18 protein-coding genes are annotated in these 20,665 nt (G+C 67.9%); 9 read left to right on the forward strand and 9 right to left on the reverse strand.

Annotation, left to right across the window (positions count from 1 at the left end; translation table 11 throughout):
- Positions 1-97: 97 nt before the first annotated feature.
- Positions 98-2,902: a bifunctional [glutamate--ammonia ligase]-adenylyl-L-tyrosine phosphorylase/[glutamate--ammonia-ligase] adenylyltransferase gene (gene glnE / locus QZM72_RS10660; RefSeq protein WP_089466728.1), complete on the forward strand. Its 2,805-nt coding sequence runs from the start codon at positions 98-100 to the stop codon at positions 2,900-2,902.
- A gap of 124 nt (positions 2,903-3,026) precedes the next feature.
- On the opposite strand, the gene recN is transcribed toward glnE, so the two are convergent.
- The gene (gene recN / locus QZM72_RS10665; protein WP_089466729.1) at positions 3,027-4,676 is read right to left on the reverse strand and encodes a DNA repair protein RecN; all 1,650 of its coding nucleotides are present in this window, start codon (positions 4,674-4,676) and stop codon (positions 3,027-3,029) included.
- Between the two features lie 19 nt (positions 4,677-4,695).
- Complete coding sequence (locus QZM72_RS10670) at positions 4,696-5,598, reverse strand: NAD kinase (RefSeq protein ID WP_089466730.1); 903 nt, start codon at positions 5,596-5,598, stop codon at positions 4,696-4,698.
- Between the two features lie 131 nt (positions 5,599-5,729).
- Between QZM72_RS10670 and hrcA the strand changes: the two genes are divergently transcribed.
- The 3 genes from hrcA (at position 5,730) to QZM72_RS10685 (ending at position 8,522) form a co-directional block, all read left to right on the forward strand.
- The gene (hrcA, locus tag QZM72_RS10675) at positions 5,730-6,752 is read left to right on the forward strand and encodes a heat-inducible transcriptional repressor HrcA (protein ID WP_011544637.1); all 1,023 of its coding nucleotides are present in this window, start codon (positions 5,730-5,732) and stop codon (positions 6,750-6,752) included.
- Positions 6,753-6,893: 141 nt separating this feature from the next.
- Complete coding sequence (hemH, locus tag QZM72_RS10680) at positions 6,894-7,958, forward strand: ferrochelatase (protein ID WP_089466731.1); 1,065 nt, start codon at positions 6,894-6,896, stop codon at positions 7,956-7,958.
- 156 nt (positions 7,959-8,114) lie between these two features.
- The gene (locus QZM72_RS10685) at positions 8,115-8,522 is read left to right on the forward strand and encodes an RNA-binding S4 domain-containing protein (protein ID WP_043189537.1); all 408 of its coding nucleotides are present in this window, start codon (positions 8,115-8,117) and stop codon (positions 8,520-8,522) included.
- Here QZM72_RS10685 and QZM72_RS10690 read toward each other — a convergent pair.
- Entirely contained in the window at positions 8,494-8,655 is a 162-nt protein-coding gene (locus tag QZM72_RS10690) for a hypothetical protein (protein WP_179233369.1), read from the reverse strand. The two genes, QZM72_RS10685 and QZM72_RS10690, sit on opposite strands and share 29 nt — an antisense overlap.
- Positions 8,656-9,007: 352 nt before the next feature.
- Between QZM72_RS10690 and grpE the strand changes: the two genes are divergently transcribed.
- From grpE to QZM72_RS10715, 5 genes are all read left to right on the forward strand, one after another.
- Entirely contained in the window at positions 9,008-9,553 is a 546-nt protein-coding gene (gene grpE / locus QZM72_RS10695; RefSeq protein ID WP_089466733.1) for a nucleotide exchange factor GrpE, read from the forward strand.
- A gap of 10 nt (positions 9,554-9,563) precedes the next feature.
- A complete protein-coding gene (locus tag QZM72_RS10700) occupies positions 9,564-10,001 on the forward strand; it encodes a thioredoxin family protein (protein WP_301738037.1) in 438 nt (145 codons plus the stop codon).
- Between the two features lie 162 nt (positions 10,002-10,163).
- The gene (dnaK, locus tag QZM72_RS10705; protein ID WP_089466735.1) at positions 10,164-12,116 is read left to right on the forward strand and encodes a molecular chaperone DnaK; all 1,953 of its coding nucleotides are present in this window, start codon (positions 10,164-10,166) and stop codon (positions 12,114-12,116) included.
- Between the two features lie 265 nt (positions 12,117-12,381).
- Complete coding sequence (gene dnaJ / locus QZM72_RS10710) at positions 12,382-13,518, forward strand: molecular chaperone DnaJ (RefSeq protein WP_089466736.1); 1,137 nt, start codon at positions 12,382-12,384, stop codon at positions 13,516-13,518.
- A gap of 4 nt (positions 13,519-13,522) precedes the next feature.
- Positions 13,523-15,430: a chorismate-binding protein gene (locus tag QZM72_RS10715; protein WP_089466737.1), complete on the forward strand. Its 1,908-nt coding sequence runs from the start codon at positions 13,523-13,525 to the stop codon at positions 15,428-15,430.
- Between the two features lie 128 nt (positions 15,431-15,558).
- On the opposite strand, the gene panB is transcribed toward QZM72_RS10715, so the two are convergent.
- Genes panB through hda form a run of 6 tightly spaced genes read right to left on the reverse strand, consistent with a single transcriptional unit; the run spans position 15,559 to position 20,665 of the window.
- Entirely contained in the window at positions 15,559-16,374 is an 816-nt protein-coding gene (gene panB, locus QZM72_RS10720) for a 3-methyl-2-oxobutanoate hydroxymethyltransferase (RefSeq protein WP_089466738.1), read from the reverse strand.
- 44 nt (positions 16,375-16,418) lie between these two features.
- Complete coding sequence (locus QZM72_RS10725; protein ID WP_089466739.1) at positions 16,419-17,105, reverse strand: deoxynucleoside kinase; 687 nt, start codon at positions 17,103-17,105, stop codon at positions 16,419-16,421.
- On the reverse strand, positions 17,102-17,644 hold the full coding sequence (gene folK, locus QZM72_RS10730; RefSeq protein ID WP_034187173.1) for a 2-amino-4-hydroxy-6-hydroxymethyldihydropteridine diphosphokinase: 543 nt from the start codon (positions 17,642-17,644) through the stop codon (positions 17,102-17,104). Before folK ends, QZM72_RS10725 begins: the two co-directional genes overlap by 4 nt.
- Before the next feature lie 35 nt (positions 17,645-17,679).
- Positions 17,680-19,236 carry a polynucleotide adenylyltransferase PcnB gene (gene pcnB, locus QZM72_RS10735; RefSeq protein ID WP_089466740.1) on the reverse strand — a complete coding sequence of 519 codons (1,557 nt, stop codon included), beginning with the start codon at positions 19,234-19,236 and terminating at the stop codon, positions 17,680-17,682.
- A gap of 5 nt (positions 19,237-19,241) precedes the next feature.
- The gene (locus QZM72_RS10740) at positions 19,242-19,919 is read right to left on the reverse strand and encodes an HAD family phosphatase (RefSeq protein WP_089466741.1); all 678 of its coding nucleotides are present in this window, start codon (positions 19,917-19,919) and stop codon (positions 19,242-19,244) included.
- Positions 19,920-19,930: 11 nt separating this feature from the next.
- Positions 19,931-20,665 carry a DnaA regulatory inactivator Hda gene (gene hda / locus QZM72_RS10745; protein WP_012327945.1) on the reverse strand — a complete coding sequence of 245 codons (735 nt, stop codon included), beginning with the start codon at positions 20,663-20,665 and terminating at the stop codon, positions 19,931-19,933.

Raw genomic sequence — 20,665 nt, forward strand, 5'->3', positions numbered from 1 at the left:
GTCCGGCGAGGCCGCGCCGAGTCCATGGGGCCGGCGGCAGCGGGGCGCGTACGCGCCGGCCCGCCGCCGCCGGCCTTTTCGCCAGGCCCGTTTCTCGATGACCGACGCTTCCGCCCTGATCAGCACGTCCTATTCCCGCTACCTTGCCCGCGCGGCGGCCGCCCGGCCCGCGCTGGCCGAGCAGATCGCCGCGTGGGCGGCCGCGCCGCTCGGCCGCGCGCAGCTCGACGCGCGTCTCACCGCGCTGCTCGCGACGCCGGCCGGCGCCGCCGCGCCGGGCGACGAGCAACTGAAGCGCGCGTTGCGGCAGTTGCGCGCCGAGGCGTTCGGCGCGGTCGCCGAGCGCGACCTGCGCGGGCTCGCGGACGTCGCCGAGGTCACGGGCGCGATGACCGATCTCGCCGAAGTGGCCGTGCAGCGCTCGCTCGCGCTGCTGTCGGCCGAACTCGAGGCGCAGTACGGCGAGCCGCGCGGCGCCGACGGTCAGCGCGTCGTGCTCGGCGTGGTCGGGATGGGCAAGCTCGGCGGCCGCGAGCTGAACGTGTCGTCGGACATCGACCTGATCTTCGTGTACGAGGACGACGGCGAGACCACCGGCGGCGCGCGTTCGCCGCTGTCCACGCAGGAATACTTCACGCGGCTCGGCCGGCGCCTGATCGGCGTGCTGTCCGAGGTCACGGCCGACGGCTACGTGTTTCGCGTCGACATGCGGTTGCGCCCGAACGGCGATTCGGGGCCGCTCGTCTGCAGCATCGGCATGCTCGAGGAATATTTCTACGTGCAGGGGCGCGAGTGGGAGCGCTATGCGTGGATCAAGGGGCGGCTCGTGTCGGAAGGCGACAGCGACGCCGCGCAGCGGCTCGCGGCGCAGCTCGAATCGATCGTCAAGCCGTTCGTCTACCGGCGCTATCTCGATTTCGGCGTGATCGGCGCGATCCGTTCGCTGCATCAGCAGATCCGGCACGAAGCCGCGCGGCGCGCGTCGATGCGCCCGGACAAGGCCGACGACATCAAGCTCGGGCGCGGCGGGATCCGCGAGATCGAGTTCAGCGCGCAGGTGTTCCAGCTGATCCGCGGCGGCCAGGATGCGGGATTCCGCGTGCGGCCGACGCTCGCGGTGCTGCGGCATGCGCAGGCCCGCGGGCTGATCGGCGACGACGTGCGCGCGCGCCTCGCCGACGCCTACAATTTCCTGCGCACGCTCGAGCACCGGCTGCAGTACCGCAACGACGCGCAGACGCACGCGATGCCGGTCGAGCCCGACGAGCGCGCGGCGCTGGCCGCGTCGCTCGGTTTTGCCGACTATGCGGCGCTGATGACGGTGCTGGACGAACACCGGAACTTCGTCGAGGCGCAGTTCGACCAGATCTTCGCGGACAAGGTGAAGGGCGGCGGCCCTTGCACGGCGGGTGACGACACGGCGGCCGCGTGGATCTGGAGCGGCGCGCTGGCCGACGACGGCGAGGACGACGCGCTGGTCGCGCGCCTCGACGGCCTGGGCTTCGCCGATCCGGCCGCCGTGCTCGCGCGGCTGCGCGCGGTCTGGCAATCGTCGCGTTATACCGGGCTGCCGGAAAAGAGCCGGCAGCGCTTCGACAGCGTCGCGCAGCGGGCGCTCGATGCCGCGCCGAAGATCGACGCCGCGCGCCGCGACGACACGATCGTGCGCCTGTTCGACCTGCTGGAGACGGTCAGCCGGCGCGGCGTCTATCTGGCGCTGCTGACCGAATATCCGGCCGCGCTCGACCGCGTGCTGTCGGTGCTCGGCGCGACGCGCTGGGGCGGCGGCTACCTGATCCGCCACCCGCAACTGCTCGACGAGCTGCTCGACGACGAGGCGATCGCGAGCCCGTTCGACTGGCCCGCGTTCAAGGATGCGCTGCGCGCGCGGCTCGCGGCAGCCGACGGCCCCGAGCAGCAGATGGACCTGCTGCGCCACGCGCAGCACGCGGAGGTGTTCCGGATCCTGCTGATCGACCTGGCCGGGCAACTGTCGGTCGAGCACGTGAGCGACCGGCTGTCCGAGCTGGCCGACGCGGTGCTCGACGTGACGATCGAAGTCGTGTGGTCGCAGCTCGCGAAGCGCCATCGCGACGTGCCGAAGTTCGCGGTGATCGCGTACGGCAAGCTGGGCGGCAAGGAGCTCGGCTATGCGTCGGATCTCGACCTGATCTTCCTGTACGACGACCCGGACGAGCGCGCGGCGGACGTCTACACGACCTTCACGCGGCGCCTGATCACCTGGCTCACGACCGCGACCGGCGCGGGCGCGCTGTTCGACATCGACCTGCGTCTGCGGCCGAACGGCGAGGCCGGGCTGCTCGTCACCGATCTCGACGCGTTCCGCCGCTATCAACTGCGCGAGGGCGATGCGGCGAACACCGCGTGGGTGTGGGAGCACCAGGCGCTGACGCGCGCGCGCTACAGCGCGGGCGACGCGCAGATCGGCGCGGATTTCGAGGCGATCCGCCAGCAGGTGCTGACGACGCCGCGCGACGGGGCGGTACTCGCGAAGGAGATCGTCGACATGCGCGGCAAGGTGTTCGCCGGCCATCCGAACCACACCGAACTGTTCGACCTGAAGCACGATCGCGGCGGAATGGTCGACATCGAGTTCATCGTCCAGTACTGGGTGCTGCTGCATGCGTCGAGCGACGCCGAGCTGATCCGCAATACCGGCAATATCGCGCTGCTGCGCGAGGTCGCGCGTTTCGGGCTGATGGGCGAGGACGAGGCCGAGCGCGTCGGCGCCGCGTATCGCACGTACCGGAAGCTGCAGCACAAGCTGCGGCTCGACGGGATGGAGAAGGCGCGCGTCGATCCGGCGGTGGTGGCCGAAGAGCGCGCGGCCGTGACGGCGCTGTGGGCGCGGGTGTTCGGGGCGGTTGAAACGGGCGTTTGAGTTGAGTGTTTGAGGCGGGTGTGCGAATCGACGGGCAGTGCGGGCGCGATCGGGAGGCCGCTTCTCGCAAAAAAAGACCGGTGCGTGCGCCGGTCTCTTTGTATTCAGCCGTGGGGTGTCGAGGTCAGGCCGCCAGCATTTCCTTCGCGTGCTTGCGCGTGGTGGCCGTGATTTCGAGCCCGCCGAGCATCCGCGCGACTTCCTCGACGCGGCTCGCCTTGTCGAGCGGGATGACCGACGACACGGTGCCGCCGCGTTCGTCGGCGCCCTTCGCCACCTGGAAATGATGGTCGCCGCGCGCGGCGACCTGCGGCAGGTGCGTCACGCACAACACCTGGCGCTCGCGCCCGAGCTGGTGCAGCAGGCGGCCGACCACTTCGGCGACGCCGCCGCCGATCCCCGTGTCGACTTCGTCGAAGATCAGGGTCGGCGTCGGGCTCGCCGCGCTGGCGATCACCGCGAGCGCGAGGCTGATCCGTGCGAGTTCGCCGCCGGATGCGACTTTCGCGAGCGGTCGCAGCGGCACGCCCGGGTGCCCGGCCACGCGGAATTCGACCTGCTCGAGCCCGTGCGGGCCGCCGTCGGCGAGCGGCACGAGCGCGACTTCGAAGCTGCCGCCCGCCATCGACAGCTCCTGCATGCCGGCCGTGACGGCCGTGCCGAGCGCCTTCGCGGCCTGCGCGCGCGCCTTCGACAGGCGCCTGGCGTCGGCGAGATAGGCTTCCCGCGCCTTTGCCTGCGCGGCTTCGAGCGCGCCGAGATCGGCGGCCGCGTCGAGCGCGGCGAGCTGGGCGCGGCGCGCCGCATGCTCTTCGTGCAGCGTGTCGGGCGGCAGCCGGAACTTGCGGGCGGTCGAGTGCAGCGCGTCGAGCCGCGTTTCGACCTGCGCGAGCCGCTCCGGGTCGAGATCGACGCGCTGCGCATAGTGCGACAGCGAATAGACGGCTTCCTGCAACTGGATCTCGGCCGGCTCCAGCGACGCGAGCGCATCGCCGAGCGCGGTGTCGTAGTCGGCCAGGCCGCGCAGCTTCGACACGATCGCGCCGAGCTGCGCGAGCATCGCGTCGTCGGACTCGGACAGCGCGTTGAGCGCGCCGCGCACGCCTTCGATCAGGTTCGCCGAATGCGACAGGCGCTTGTGTTCGTTACTGACTTCGTCCCATTCGCCGGCTTGCGGCGCGAGCTTGTCGAGTTCGGCGAGCTGCCACGCGAGCTTTTCTCGTTCGAGCTGCAATTCGCGCTCGTGCGCCTTCGCCGCATCGATCGCCTGCGTCGCGTCGCGCCACACGCGCCACGCGCGCGCGACGTTCGCGGCATCGGCGACGAGCCCCGCGTGCGTGTCGAACAGCTCGCGCTGCGCGTCGGGCCGCATCAGCAACTGGTGCGCGTGCTGGCCATGGATGTCGACGAGCATCTCGCCGAGTTCGCGCAGTTGCGCGAGCGTCGCGCTGGTGCCGTTGATGAAGGCCCGCGACCGGCCGTTCGCGTCGATCACGCGGCGCAGCATCACGGTGTCCTCGGCGTCGAACGCGTGTTCGTCGAGCCAGCGCGCGACGCGGTCGTGCGGCGTGAATTCGGCCGTGATGTCGGCGCGGCCGCAGCCGGTGCGCACGACGCTCGCGTCGGCGCGTTCGCCGAGCGCGAGGGCGAGCGCGTCGATCAGGATCGATTTGCCGGCGCCGGTTTCGCCGGAAAAGACGGAAAAGCCGCTGTCGAATTCGAGATCGAGCGCGGCGACGATGACGAAGTCGCGGATCGAGAGGTGGCGGAGCATGGTGTCGGGCGGAGCGGCGTCAGGACGCCTTGTCGTCTTCGTTCGATGCGTGTTCGTTCCAGTGCAGCTTCTTGCGCAGCGTCGTGAAGTAACTGTAGCCGATCGGGTGCAGGAACGGCACCGTGTGTTTCGAGCGGCGCACCTCGATCGTGTCGTTCAGCTCGAGCGACGTGAACGACTGCATGTCGAAGTTCACGTTGACGTCGCGGCCGCCGACGATCTGGATCGCGATCTTCGAATCGTCGGGCAGCACGATCGGCCGGTTCGACAGCGCGTGCGGCGCGATCGGCACGAGCACGATGCCGGCCAACTGCGGATGGAGGATCGGGCCGGCCGACGACAGCGCATAGGCGGTCGAGCCGGTGGGCGTCGCGACGATCAGGCCGTCCGAACGCTGGTTGTACATGTAGCGGCCGTCGACCGACGCGCGCAACTCGACCATCCCTGAGAAGCCGCTGCGGTTCACGACGACGTCGTTGAACGCGAGCGCGTGGTAGATCGGTTCGCCGTCGCGCATGATCCGCGCCTCGAGCAGCGAGCGCTCCTCGCGCTCGAACTTGCCGGCCAGCAGCACGGGAACGAGCGCGTGCATGTCGGATGCCGCGATGTCGGTGATGAAGCCGAGCCGACCGTGGTTGATCCCGATCAGCGGTGTCCGGTATGGCGCAAGCTGGCGGCCGATGCCGAGCATCGTGCCGTCGCCGCCGAGCACGATCGCCACGTCCGCTCGCGCCCCAATTTCGGCCGGGGTGAGCGCCGGGTAGCCGGCGATGCCGATTTCGCGAGCGGTGTCGCCTTCGAAGACCACTTCGAAGCCAAGCTTGGCGATGCTGTCCGCCAGCGTGGCGAGCGGTTCGGCGATGCCGGGCGTGTTGCTCCGGCCGACGAGCGCGACAGTACTGAACTGATTACCGGTTTTCATGCCGGCATTACACCATAGCTCGTTGACGAAAAGAACCGGCAGTGCGCCGGCGGGGCCGGATCGGGCCGGCCCGCGCAACGGTGGTTGACGCCACTCGCCGCGCTCGCGCCGTTGCGCTAAAATTTTCCACCATGCTAGATCCTCGCGCACGAACCCTCCTGAAAACCCTGATCGAACGGTATATCGCCGACGGTCAGCCGGTCGGATCGCGCACGTTGTCCCGTTACTCCGGGCTCGAGCTGAGCCCGGCGACGATCCGCAACGTGATGTCCGACCTGGAGGAGCTCGGCCTCGTGTCGAGCCCGCACACGTCGGCCGGCCGCGTGCCGACGCCGCGCGGCTACCGGCTGTTCGTCGATACGATGCTGACGGTCGAGGCGCCGATCGACGCCGAGGCCGTCGCCCGCCAGGTGCAGAACACGCTGCAGGCCGGCGAGCCGCAGCAGCGGGTGGTCGCCGCCGCCGCGAGCGTGCTGTCGAACCTGTCGCAATTCGCGGGCGTCGTGCTGACGCCGCGCCGCAGCCACGTGTTCAAGCAGATCGAGTTCATGCGCCTGTCCGACAAGCGCATCCTGCTGATCATCGTCACGCCCGAGGGCGACGTGCAGAACCGCATGCTCGCGACGCCGCGCGACTATTCGCCGTCGCAGCTGACCGAGGCGTCCAACTACATCAATGCGCATTTCGCCGGGCTGTCGTTCGACGAGGTGCGCCGCCGCCTGCGCGACGAAATCGACCAGTTGCGCGGCGACATGACCACGCTGATGCACGCGGCCGTGACGGCCAGCACCGAGGTGCCCGACACGGAGGACACCGTGCTGATTTCCGGCGAGCGCAACCTGCTCGAAGTGGCGGATCTTTCGTCCGACATGGCGCGGCTGCGCAAGCTGTTCGACGTATTCGACCAAAAGACGGGCCTCCTGCAGTTGCTCGACGTGTCGAGCCACGCCCAGGGCGTGCAGATCTTCATCGGCGGCGAATCGACGCTCGTGCCGATCGAGGAAATGAGCGTCGTCACCGCGCCGTACGAGGTGAACGGGCAGATCGTCGGCACGCTCGGCGTGATCGGCCCGACCCGGATGGCGTACAACCGCGTGATACCGATCGTCGACATCACCGCGCGGCTGCTGTCGCTCACGCTGAGCCAGCAGTAACCGCGGCAGCCGACGCCGTTCCGCCATCGTGCCGCGGCGTCGTGCGCGCCGCCAGTCGGCCGATCGGCCAGCCGACCCGATCGAGACGGCCCGCTATAATTGAGGGCCGTCCGGTCCCGTGCCCCGAGCACGTTCTTGCCCATGCGTTTCGATCTTGAGCCGCCTTCGAGCGTCGCGGCCGCCCATCGCGTCGGTGTGCTGCTGATCAATCTCGGCACGCCCGACGCGCCCACGCCGCGCGCGGTGCGGCGCTACCTGGCCGAATTCCTGTCGGATCCGCGGGTCGTCGAAATCCCGCAGGCCGTCTGGCAGGTGCTGCTGCGCACGCTGATCCTGCCGCTGCGCGGCCGTGCGTCCGCGAAGAAATACGCGGCCGTCTGGATGCCCGAGGGTTCGCCGCTGCGCGTGTACACCGAGCGCCAGACCGACAGCGTGCGGCATCTGCTCGTGTCGAACGGCTATCACGTGATGGTCGATTACGCGATGCGCTACGGCAGCCCGAACATTGCGCACGCGCTCGCGCAGTTCAAGCGCGCGGGCGTCGAGCGCGTGCTGCTGATGCCGATGTATCCGCAATACTCGGCGTCGACCACGGCCACCGCGTTCGATGCCGCATTCGCCGCGCTCGCGCGCATGCGCAATCAGCCGGAAGTGCGCACGGTGCGGCACTACGCCGACCATCCGGCCTATATCCACGCGCTGGCCGAGCAGGTGCGCCAGTACTGGGCGCAGCACGGCCGGCCCGATTTCGCGGCCGGCGACAAACTCGTGCTGAGTTTCCACGGCGTGCCGAAGCGCACGCTCGATCTCGGCGACCCGTATCACGACCAGTGCCAGCAGACGGGCGCGTTGCTGACGGCCGCGCTCGGGCTGTCGGGCACCGAATGCCGCGTCACGTTCCAGTCGCGCTTCGGCAAGGCCGAATGGCTGCAGCCGTACACCGCGCCGACGCTGCGCGAATTCGGCGAGGCCGGCGTGCGGCGGGCCGACGTGTTCTGTCCCGGCTTCACGGCCGACTGCCTGGAGACGATCGAGGAAATCGGCATGGAAGTGCGCGATGAATTCCTCGCCGGCGGCGGCAAGACCTTCCACCGGATTCCGTGCCTGAACGGCGCGTCCGCGTGGATCGGCGCGCTCGGCGAGATCGTCGCGGAGAACCTGCAGGGCTGGCCGGTCAAGGCCGCGCAGGCTGAAACGGTAAGCTGAGATGAAACGATTCCCACGCTCGCTACGTCCGCTGTTCCCCAAGAGAGCGGTGCGCCGCCCACGGCCGGCTTTGCAAAGCCGGCCGGCTACGCAGGCGCGGAGCGATGCGCTGCGAATTCCCTGCTACGCCCTTGGGGCGGCCCGGCGGAGGCCGACATGAACTACAAGATTTCGACGGAGCCAGGTGCGAAGCTGCGCATCGACAAATGGCTGTGGGCGGCCCGGTTCTTCAAGACACGCTCGCTCGCGACCGATGCGGTCGACAAGGGGCACGTGAAGATCGGCGGCGCGGCGGTCAAGCCGGCGAAGGACGTGCGGGTGGGCGACGAGGTCGAGATTGCGATCGACGGCATCGTCTGGCACATTGCCGTGCTGGGCGTGTGCGACGTGCGCGGGCCCGCGAGCGTCGCGCAGACGCTCTATGCGGAAACGGAAGCAGGGCGGGCCGCGCGGCTCGCCGAACTGGAGCGGCGCCGCACGTATCGCGAGCCGGCGGCCGAGTTGCACGGCCGGCCGACGAAACGCGACCGGCGCATCATCGACAGATTTTCTGGTGGGAGCTGAACATCTGGTCGAACGTCGCCCGCACGCTTCCGTATTCGGTCGTGCGATCGGTGACGGCTCCCGACAGGCAGATGGTGGTGGTGCCGGCAATGAGTACCAGCGCGACCACCGATATCGCAAAGGTCAGTTTCACGGTACTCCCCTCGAGAACAAGGGTGAAAACGGCGGCAGGTGGATGTCGGGCGACGGTCGGCTAAGGGTAAACACGCTTTACGACGCCTGAATGGAGTGTAGTGCAGCCGGCCTGTGCGGAGCTAGTACTGGGCGGGTAAGCGTTGTTACAGGCCGTTTCGCCCGATCGGGCGGACTATGCGACGCCTGCACCCGAAAACGCTCGGTTGTTTCGCGGCATTGGCGAATGCCGGCGAAAGACCCTCTTGAAATCGCAGTTTTCGCCCTTATTTGCACCAGTAATGTGCGGTGCCGCCGAGTATACGTCCGGCGGTCGCCGATTTGGCTTCAACCTCTAATCGACTTTCAGCGACATGGAAAACACGCAAGAGAATCCGGCTACCCAATCGGGCGAAGACATCGGCAGCGAGAAGCAGGCGGCGCAAGGCGCCGCACCCGCCGCCGAAGCTGCCGACGCGGCGCTCGCGGAGGCTCAAGCCAAGGTCGCCGAGCTCCAGGAAAGCTTCCTGCGGGCGAAGGCCGAAACCGAGAACGTGCGCCGCCGCGCGCAGGACGACGTGTCGAAGGCACACAAGTTCGCGATCGAGAGCTTCGCGGAACACCTGCTGCCGGTGCTGGACAGCCTGGAAGCGGCCGTCGGCGATACCTCCGGCGACATCGCGAAGGTGCGCGAAGGCGTCGAGCTGACGCTGCGCCAACTGACGAGCGCGCTCGAGAAGGGCCGCGTCGTCGCGATCAACCCGGTTGGCGAGAAGTTCGATCCGCATCAGCACCAGGCCATTTCGATGGTGCCGGCCGAGCAGGAGCCGAACACCGTCGTCACGGTGCTGCAAAAGGGCTACATGATCGCCGACCGCGTGCTGCGCCCCGCGCTCGTCACCGTCGCGCAGTCGAAGTAAGGCAGCGGAGATGGTGCCCGCCGGCGTCGATCCGGCCGCGTTCGACGCGTTCGACATGCAGGCGCTCGACGCCGGCACGTTCGACGCGGCCATCGACGGCGCGGGCGATGCGCTGGCGGTGGTGTTCTTCTGGGGCGTCGACTGCTTCAACTGCGAGATCGCGAAGAAGGCGATGCTTGCCCAGCCGGCCCCGATCCGCGCGCTGGATTTGAAGTGGTTCCATTGCAACGTGTACGAACACCCTCAACTGGGGCGCCGCTTCGGGCTGCACGGCGTGCCGACGTGGTTCTTCTTCCACCGCGGCAAGCGGCTGGGCCGCGCGACCGGCTGGCATGGCCTCGCGCAGTTCCAGGCCGCCGTCGCGGCGGCACGCGCGAAGATCGTATCGGGCGGCGATCCGTCGGGCGGCGATCCGTCGGGCGGCGATCCGTCGGGTGCGATCCGCTAGCCGGCGGCGATTGAAAAAATTTAATATCCGCATCGCTCGTCGGGTCTTGAAAACGGATCGGACGGACGCATTTCGGGAACAGAGTTGAATTCTGGCGTGCGAAACCGCCCAAAAACGCGGGGTTTCGTGCAGCAAACAAGCATTTCTGGAGATTAGGAAAAAATGGGAAAGATCATCGGTATTGACCTTGGCACCACGAACTCGTGCGTCGCCATCATGGAAGGCAACCAGGTCAAGGTCATCGAGAACTCGGAAGGCACGCGCACCACGCCGTCGATCATCGCGTACATGGACGACAACGAAGTGCTCGTCGGCGCGCCGGCCAAGCGCCAGTCGGTGACCAACCCGAAGAACACGCTGTTCGCGGTGAAGCGCCTGATCGGCCGCCGCTTCGAAGAGAAGGAAGTCCAGAAGGACATCGGCCTGATGCCGTACTCGATCATCAAGGCCGACAACGGCGATGCATGGGTCGAGGCGCACGGCGAAAAGCTCGCGCCGCCGCAAGTGTCGGCCGAAGTGCTGCGCAAGATGAAGAAGACGGCCGAAGACTACCTCGGCGAGCCGGTCACGGAAGCCGTGATCACGGTGCCGGCGTACTTCAACGACAGCCAGCGCCAGGCGACCAAGGACGCCGGCCGCATCGCGGGCCTCGAAGTCAAGCGGATCATCAACGAGCCGACGGCGGCCGCGCTCGCGTTCGGTCTCGACAAGGTCGAGAAGGGCGACCGCAAGATCGCCGTGTACGACCTCGGCGGCGGCACGTTCGACGTGTCGATCATCGAGATCGCGGACGTCGACGGCGAAATGCAGTTCGAAGTGCTGTCGACCAACGGCGACACGTTCCTCGGCGGCGAAGACTTCGACCAGCGCATCATCGATTACATCATCGGCGAGTTCAAGAAGGAGCAGGGCGTCGACCTGTCGAAGGACGTGCTCGCGCTGCAGCGCCTGAAGGAAGCCGCCGAAAAGGCGAAGATCGAGCTGTCGTCGGGCCAGCAGACCGAAATCAACCTGCCGTACATCACGGCGGACGCATCGGGCCCGAAGCACTTGAACCTGAAGATCACCCGCGCGAAGCTGGAAGCGCTGGTGGAAGACCTCGTCGAGCGCACGATCGAACCGTGCCGCATCGCGATCAAGGACGCAGGCGTCAAGGTGTCGGACATCGACGACGTGATCCTGGTCGGCGGCCAGACGCGCATGCCGAAGGTCATGGAGAAGGTGAAGGAGTTCTTCGGCAAGGATCCGCGCCGTGACGTGAACCCGGACGAAGCCGTCGCGGTCGGCGCGGCGATCCAGGGCCAGGTGCTGTCGGGCGACCGCAAGGACGTGCTGCTGCTCGACGTGACCCCGCTGTCGCTCGGTATCGAGACGCTCGGCGGCGTGATGACGAAGATGATCAACAAGAACACGACGATCCCGACGAAGCACGCTCAGGTGTACTCGACGGCCGACGACAACCAGGGCGCCGTGACGATCAAGGTGTTCCAGGGCGAACGCGAAATGGCGGCGGGCAACAAGCTGCTCGGCGAGTTCAACCTCGAAGGCATCCCGCCGGCACCGCGCGGCGTGCCGCAGATCGAAGTGACCTTCGACATCGACGCGAACGGCATCCTGCACGTCGGCGCGAAGGACAAGGCGACCGGCAAGGAAAACAAGATCACGATCAAGGCGAACTCGGGCCTGTCCGAGGCTGAAATCGACCAGATGATCAAGGACGCGGAAGCGAACGCAGCGGAAGACCACAAGCTGCGCGAGCTGGCCGATTCGCGCAACCAGGGCGACGCGCTGGTCCACAGCACGAAGAAGGCGCTGACCGAGTACGGCGACAAGCTGGACGCGGGCGAGAAGGAAGCGATCGAAGCGGCGCTGAAGTCGCTCGAGGACGCGCTGAAGGACACGTCGGCCGACAAGGCGGCGATCGACGCGAAGGTCGAGGAGCTCGGCAAGGTCTCGCAGAAGCTCGGCGAGAAGATGTACGCCGACATGCAGGCCCAGCAAGCGGGTGCGGCAGGCGCAGCCGGTGCGACGGAAGGCGCGGCCCATGCAGGTGGTGCGCAACAGGCTGCCGACGACGTCGTCGACGCCGAGTTCAAGGAAGTGAAGAAGGACTAAGCCGGGTAGCAATGGCACCGTACGCCGCGCGCAAAAACGCGCGCGGCGCGACCGACCAGCGGCTGAAAAGCGGTCTGTCTTTCCTTCCGGATGGCCGGATCGACTCCACGCCTGGCGGGCCTTGCGGCCCTCCGGGCACATTTGTTTTTTGGCGGGTGCTGCGCGAGCCGTCCGCGGACGGTGCAGCGCCAGACGAGTCGAGAGACTTTACTGCGGGCGAAAGGAGCCGCCGCGTGCGCGATGCGTGGCGGCACAGTGAATCGATATGGCGAAACGGGATTACTACGAGGTTCTGGGCGTCGCGAAGAATGCGAGCGACGACGAAATCAAGAAGGCATATCGCAAGCTTGCGATGAAGTATCACCCTGACCGCAATCCGGACAGCAAGGATGCGGAAGAGCATTTCAAGGAGGTGAAGGAAGCCTATGAAATGCTGTCGGATGGTCAGAAGCGGGCCGCGTACGACCAGTACGGGCACGCGGGCGTCGATCCGAACATGGGCGGTGCGGGTGCACAAGGCTTCGGCGGCTTCGCGGATGCGTTCGGCGACATCTTCGGCGACATCTTCGGTCAGGCCGCGGGCGGCGCCGCGCGCGGCGGCCGCGGCGGCCCGCAGGTGTACCGCGGCGCCGACCTGCGCTACAGCATGGAAATCACGCTCGAGCAGGCCGCGCACGGTTACGACACGCAGATCCGCGTGCCGAGCTGGGTGTCGTGCGACGTCTGCCACGGGTCGGGCGCGAAGCCCGGCACGAAGCCGGAAACCTGCCCGACCTGTCACGGCCAGGGCACGGTGCGGATGTCGCAAGGCTTCTTCAGCATCCAGCAGACCTGCCCGAAGTGCCATGGCACGGGCACCTACATCCCCGAGCCGTGCGCGCATTGCCACGGGTCGGGCAAGGTGAAGGAAACCAAGACGCTCGAAGTGAAGATCCCGGCCGGGATCGACGACGGGATGCGGATCCGCTCGGCCGGCAACGGCGAGCCGGGCATCAACGGCGGGCCGCCGGGCGACCTGTACGTCGAGATCCACATCAAGCCGCACGCGGTGTTCGAGCGCGACGGCGACGATCTCCACTGCCAGATGCCGATTCCGTTCACGACCGCCGCACTCGGCGGCGAGATCGAGGTGCCGACGCTGGCGGGCCGCGCGTCGTTCCCGGTGCCGGAAGGCACGCAGTCGGGCAAGACGTTCCGCTTGCGCGGCAAGGGCATCAAGGGGCTGCGTTCGAGCATCGCGGGCGATCTGTACGTGCACGTGCAGGTCGAGACGCCCGTGAAGCTGACCGACACCCAGCGCGACCTGCTCAAGCAGTTCGAGAAGTCGCTGGCCGAGGGCGGCGCGCGTCACAGCCCGCAGAGCAAGAGCTGGTTCGACCGTGTGAAGAGCTTCTTCGAGTAACGGCATGACTGAAGGCAACGAGAGCGCGTCGTTCGCGCTCTTGGACGATTGCGACTCGACCGCGTCCGCGCGGTCGAGTCGTTTGTATTCGGGCTTCGTGCGCGAACGCGTGTGCACGGACCCGGCGCAGCTCGACGCCATCGATGCGGCGGTGGCGCAGGATCTGCGCGACGGGCTGCATGCGGTCGTCGTCGGCGATTACGAATTCGGACGCAACCTGCAAAAAGCGCAGCCGGGCCATGCCCCGCTGCGCTTTTTGCTGTTCGCGCGCTGCGAGCGGCTGTCGCGCGACGAAGTCGACGCGTGGCTCGCGCGGCAGGACGGCGGCGGCACGCCGTCGATCGCGGGTGTCGCACATGTCTCGAAGAGCGTGTCGCGCGATGCGTTCGACGCGGCGATCGCCGCGGTGCACGACGCGTTGCGCGTGGGCGATTCGTATCAGGTCAATTACACGTACCGGCTGAATTTCGACGTGTTCGGCACGCCGCTCGCGCTGTACCGGCGGCTGCGCGCGCGCCAGCCGGTGCGGTACGGCGCGCTGATCGCGCTGCCCGACGGCGCATGGGTCGTATCGTGCTCGCCCGAGCTGTTCGTCGAGAAGCACGGCGACGTGCTGCGCGCGCGGCCGATGAAGGGTACGGCGCCGCGTTCGGCCGATCCACGTGAAGACGCGGCGGCCGCCGCATTCCTCGCGAGTGATCCGAAGAATCGCGCGGAAAACGTGATGATCGTCGACTTGCTGCGCAACGACGTGTCGCGGATCGCGCGCACGGGCACCGTCGAGGTGCCGGCGCTGTTCTCGGTCGAGCCGTATGCATCTGTGTGGCAGATGACGTCGACTATCGAGGCCGGCTGGCGCGACGGCACCACGTTCGCGCAGATGCTGCGCGCGCTGTTCCCTTGCGGGTCGATCACGGGCGCGCCGAAGTACAAGACGATGCAGTTGATCGACACGATCGAGTCGACACCGCGCGGGCTCTATACGGGGGCGATCGGCTGGCTCGACGCGCCGACGAAGGGCGCGGACGATGCGCTGCACGGCGCGGCGGCCGGTTGCGGCGATTTCTGCCTGTCGGTGGCGATCCGGACGCTGACGCTCGATGCGGACGGCATCGGCAACGACACGGACAGTCCGGGCACCGCCACCACGGCAGCCAGCCGGCGACGCGGCACGATGGGCGTCGGCGCGGGCATCGTGCTCGACAGCGTCGCGGCCGACGAATATGCGGAGTGCGAATTGAAAGCGCGATTCCTGACGGACGCCGATCCCGGCTTCCAGTTGTTCGAAACGACGGCCGCCACGCGGGCGGACGGCATCCGCCATCTCGAACGCCATCTCGCGCGGCTGCAACGCAGCGCGGACGCGTTCGGCTTCCGTTTCGACGCTGACGCGCTACGCCGCGAGATCCACGCCCGCTGCGCGGCGCTCGACGGCGACGGCGCGTACCGGATGAAGCTTGCGCTCGCGAAGGACGGTACGATCGAGATCGTCGCGGCGCCGCTCAAGCCGCTGCCGGCGGGGCCGGTCGGTGTGCTGCTGGCTTCCGCGCACGGCTTCGCGCCGACTCGAGCCGACGATGCACTGCTGCTGCACAAGACCACGCGCCGCGCCGAATACGACCGCGCGTGGCAGGCGGCGGAGGCGCTCGGCGGGTTCGACATGCTGTTCGTCAACGAGCGCGGCGAGGTGACGGAAGGCGGGCGCTCGAACCTGTTCGTGAAGCTCGACGGCCAGTGGGTGACGCCACCGCTGGCGTGCGGCGTGCTGCCGGGCGTGATGCGCGGCGTGCTGCTCGACGATCCGGCATTCGGGGCAGTGGAGCGCGTCGTCACGCTTGGCGATCTGGCACGCGCGCAAGCGCTGTTGCTGACCAATGCATTACGTGGGGCGCTCGATGCGCTGCTGAAGTGACGATGTGATGGAGCGGGCGCCGTATGCTTGCTCCAGTGTCACGAACTCGGTGATCCAAGCAGCGCACAAACGAAAAAGCGCGGCGCCCTGTAAAGGGCGTCGCGCTTTTTTACATCCAGCCGGCGACGTCAGAACGAGTGTTCCGGGCCTGGAAACGACCGATTCTTCACCGCGCTCACATACGCTTCGACGGCCGCCTGAATAGTCGGCTGTCCGTGCATGAAATCCTTCACGAAGCGCGGCCGCTTGCCGGGAAAAACGCCGAGCATGTCGTGCAGCACGAGCACCTGCCCCGAGCAGTCGACGCCGGCGCCGATGCCGATCGTCGGAATCTTCAGCATGTGCGTGACTTCGGCCGCGACGAGCGTCGGCACCGCTTCGAGCACGACGAGCTGCGCACCGGCGTCCTCGATCGCGCGCGCGTCGCGCAGCAGTTGCGCGGCGCCGGCCTCGGTCTTGCCCTGCACCTTGAAGCCGCCGAACGCATGCACCGACTGCGGCGTGAGGCCGAGGTGCGCGCACACGGGCACCGAGCGTTCGACGAGGAAGCGGATCGTATCGGCGAGCCATTCGCCGCCTTCGAGCTTGACCATCTGCGCGCCCGCGCGCATCAGCTTGACCGCGTTCGCGAATGCGTCGACCGGCGTGCCGTACGTGCCGAACGGCAGATCGGCGACGACGAGCGCGCGCGGCTGCGCCCGGGCGACACACGCGGTGTGGTACGCGATGTCGTCGATCGACACGGGCAGCGTGGTCGCGTGGCCCTGCAGCACGTTGCCAAGCGAATCGCCGATCAGCAGCACGTCGGTGCCCGCGCGATCGAGCAGCGCGGAAAAGCTCGCGTCGTAGCACGTGAGCATCGCGATCTTCTCGCCGGCGTCGCGCATTGCCTGCAGCTTGGGTACCGTCACGGCAGGCCGGCTCGATTCCTGGAGATAGGTCATGGGAAATCCGGGTCGATGGGTGAGGAACGACAGGCGAGGACGCGTCAGCGCGTCGTCTCGCCCTTCACGAAGAATTCCTTGCGGCCGCGCATCGTCTCGATGCGCTCGACCAGCAGGGCGAGATCGTCGGGGGAATCCAGCGGGTTCAGGTGTTCGGCCGCGACCGTCAGGACCGGCGTGCGGTCGTAGTGGTAGAAGAATTCGTTGTACGCGTCGACGAGCGAGCGCAGGTACGCATCGCTGATCTGCAGCTCCATCGGCGTCCCGCGCTTCTGGATGCGCGAGAACAGCACTTCGGGGCTGGCCTGCAGGTACACGACGAGATCGGGCGACGGCGCCTGCGGCACGTCGACGTGCGTGGCGACCGAGCGGTACAGCTGCCACTCGTCTTCCGGCAGGTTCAGCCGCGCGAAGATGTCGTTCTTCTGCGGCATGAAATCGGCGATGACGGGGCGGCCCGTGTCGAGCGCGCCGATCAGCTCCCGCGCCTGCTGCGCGCGCTGCAGCGCGAACGACAGCTGCACGGGCAGCGCGTAGCGCGCGGTGTCGCGATAGAAACGTTCGAGGAACGGGTTGTCCTGCGGGCGCTCGAGCAGCGTCTGCATCGACCAGCGCTCGCCGAGCAGGCGCGCGAGCGTCGTCTTGCCGACGCCGATCGGGCCTTCGATCACGAGATAGCGGTGCGGGGCGCGCAGGTCGGGCGCGGTGACGGTCAGCGGAGTCGAGTTCATCGGCAGCGGGTCTTGTCGGCGTCTTCGCCGGCAGCGAGCGCCTTTTGCATCGGGCACTGGCAGGTTTGCACCTTTTCGACGCGCTGATCCGCGACGGCGGCGAGAAAGGCGTCGGCTCGGCCGCGCGCGGGGATGTCGAGCGCCGGCTCGATCTCGACGAGCGGCACGAGCGCGAAGGCGCGGTCGGTGAGGCGCGGGTGCGGGACGATCAGGTCGGGTTCGTCGATCGAATCGGCGCCGAACAGCAGGATGTCGAGGTCGAGCGTGCGCGGCGCATTGCGATACGGGCGCTCGCGGCCGAAGTGATGTTCGATCTTCTGGCAGAGCGCGAGCAGCTCGCGGGCCGACAGCGTCGTGTCGAGCTTGACGACGCAGTTGTAGTAGTCGTCGCCGCCCGCTTCGAACGGCGCCGTGCGATACAGGCTCGATTTGCCGAGGATCGAGATGGTGCGCTGCTGCGCGAGGCACACCACCGCGTCCTTCAGGGTCTGGCGCGCATCGCCGAGATTCGCCCCCAGTCCGATATATGCAACCGTCATGGCATCACTTCCTACGTCGTTCGCCGGCGCACGCGTCAGTCGTCGGAACCGCTCGCGGTATCGCTCGCGGTATCCGGCGCCTGCTCGGCGGCGCCTTCGCCCTGCTGGCGGTTTCGCGCCCCGCCGCGGCGGCGCCGCTTGCGGGGCGATTTTTCCTTCGAGCCGCCCTGCGTCAGCAAGGCCTCGCGAGCGGCCGCGTCGCCTTCGATGAAATCCGTCCACCACTGTCCGACTTCCGTATCGAGCTCGCCGGATTCGCAGCGTAACAGGAGGAAATCATACCCCGCTCTAAACCTTTGGTGTTCCAGCAGCCGCATCGCGCTGCGGCCCGAGCGTTTCTCCAGGCGCAGCTGCAGGCCCCAGATCTCGCGCATGTCGGCCGAGTAGCGCTTGTGGATCGCGAGTTTCTCGGTTTGCATGTCGAGCACGTCGTCCATCGCGCGATGGAGCGCCGGCACCGGGATTTCGCCCGCGGCCGTGTATTGCTCGAAGCGCTGGCGCATGTCGTGCCACAGCAGCGTCGCGAACAGGAAGCCCGGCGACACCGGCTTGCCGGCACGCACGCGCGCGTCGGTGTTGTTCAGCGCGAGCGTGATGAACTTCTCGCCCTGCGGCTGTTCGAGCACGACGTCGAGCAGCGGCAGCAGCCCGTGGTGCAGCCCTTCCCTGCGCAGCCGCTGCAGGCATGCGAGCGCGTGCCCCGACAGCAGCAGTTTCAGCATTTCGTCGAACAGGCGCGCGGCCGGCACGTTGTTGATCAGGTCGGCGAGCGCGTGGATCGGCTCGCGCGTATGCGGCTCGATCTCGAAGCCGAGCTTCGCCGCGAAACGCACGACGCGCAGCATCCGCACCGGATCCTCGCGGAAGCGGGTGGCCGGATCGCCGATCATCCGCAACAGGCGGGCGCGTACGTCGGCCATCCCGTCGTGATAGTCGAGCACCGTCTGCGTCGACGGGTCGTAGTACATCGCATTGATCGTGAAGTCGCGGCGCGCGGCGTCCTCGTGCTGCTCGCCCCACACGTTGTCGCGCAGCACGCGGCCGCTCGCGTCGACCGCGTGCGTGCGGCGATCGAGTTCGTCGCGCTTCAGGCGCCGCGGCGGCTCGGCCGTGGCCGCGGCGGCTTCGGGCGGCGCGTCGACCAGCGCGCGGAACGTCGATACCTCGATCAGTTCCTGGCCGAACTGCACGTGGACGATCTGGAAGCGGCGGCCGATCAGGCGCGCGCGGCGGAACAGGCGCTGCACCTCGGTCGGCGTCGCGTCGGTCGCGACGTCGAAGTCCTTCGGCGCGATGCCGAGCAGCAGGTCGCGCACCGCGCCGCCGACGATGAATGCACGAAAACCCGCCTGCTGCAGCGTGTCGGTCACGCGCACCGCGTTCTTCGAGATCAGCGCCGGGTTGATGCCGTGCACGCTGGCCGGCACGACGGTCGGCTCATGGTTGCTGCGCGGTTTTTTCGCGCCGCCGCCTCGGGCGCCCTTCGGGGCACGCGGGGCAGCAGGGGCCGCTTCGTCGGCCGGGGCCGCTGCGGAAGGCGTTTGCTCGGTTTCGTCCTGGCCGAGCAGCTTTCGAATGAATTTTTTGATCACGACGTTCAGAAGAGATCGAGGATACGCCAGCCGCGGGTGCTTGCATGCGCACGCAGTGTGTCGTCAGGGTTGGTCGCGATCGGGTCGGTGACTTTCTCGAGCAGCGGGATGTCGTTGTGCGAGTCGCTGTAGAAGTAGCTGTGCGCGAAGTCGTCCCAGTGCTTGCCGAGCGATGCGAGCCACGCTTCGGTGCGCACGATCTTGCCTTCGCGATAGCTCGGCGTGCCGGTCGGCCGGCCCGTGTACGGCGAATCGGGATGCCCGTCGGTCGTTTCGACCTCGCACGCGATCAGCGTGTCGACGCCGAACGCGGTCGCGATCGGGCGCGTGATGAATTCGTTGGTCGCCGTCACGACGCAGCACAGGTCGCCGGCATCGAGGTGCTGGCGCACGAGTTCGAGCGCGGCGGGCGTCATCGCGGGGCGGATCACCTCGTGCATGTACTGCTCGTGCCACTCGGCGAGCTGCGCGCGCGAATACTTCGCGAGCGGCGTGAGCATCGCCGTGAGGTACGCGTGGATGTCGAGCCGGCCGGCCTTGTAGTCGGCGAAGAACTGGTCGTTCTGACGCGAAAAGCTTTCCGCGTCGACGATGCCGAGCTTCACCATGAAGCGACCCCATTCGTGGTCGCTATCGGTCGGGATCAGCGTGTGATCGAGGTCAAAGAGTGCCAGATTAGTCATGGAAGCGCATTTTACTCGAAGCGGTTCGGGCCCGTGCCCGGTGGTGTGATGTCGTCGCCGGGGCGCGCGAGCATCCGGCGCAGCAGCGGCAGCGTGACCGCGCGTTTCTGCTCGAGCGAGAAGCGGTCGAGCGCGTCGAGCAACGCCATCAGGCTCGGCATGTCGCGGCGGAAATGGGTCAGCAGGTACGCGGCGATGTCGTCGGTGAGCGCGATGCCGCGCTCCTTCGCCGCGAGCTTGAGCACCGCGATCTTGCCGGCGTCGGACGGCGGCGACAGGTGGAACACGAGCCCCCAGCCGAGGCGCGTGCGCAGATCCTCGCGCACGTCGAGCGCGAGCGGCGCCGCCGGGCCCGCCGCGACGAACGCGCTCGACGGGTGCGCGCGCACTTCGTTGAACAGGTTGAACAGCGCGACCTGCTGCGTGTCGCTCATCCGGTCGCAGTCGTCGATCGCGTAGATGCCGATGCGCGGGTCGAACGTGAACGCGCCGAGCGGGCTTTGCGGCGTCAAGTAGCGCGCATAGCCGTACGACGCGTCGCTCACGAGCGCCTGCAGCAGGTGGGTGCGGCCGCTGCCCGGCTCGCCCCAGATGTAGAACGACCGGTCCGGCACGGGGCCGGCCGCGAGTGCGAGATCGAGCTTCTGCAGGCGCGTGACGAGCTCGTCGTTCTCGTCGCTCATGATGAAGTTGTCGAACGTGGCGGGCGGCGGCGTGCCGAGATCGAGCGTCAGTTGACGGGACAC

It is taken from the genome of Burkholderia sp. AU45388, assembly GCF_030481585.1.
GTDB lineage: Bacteria > Pseudomonadota > Gammaproteobacteria > Burkholderiales > Burkholderiaceae > Burkholderia > Burkholderia sola.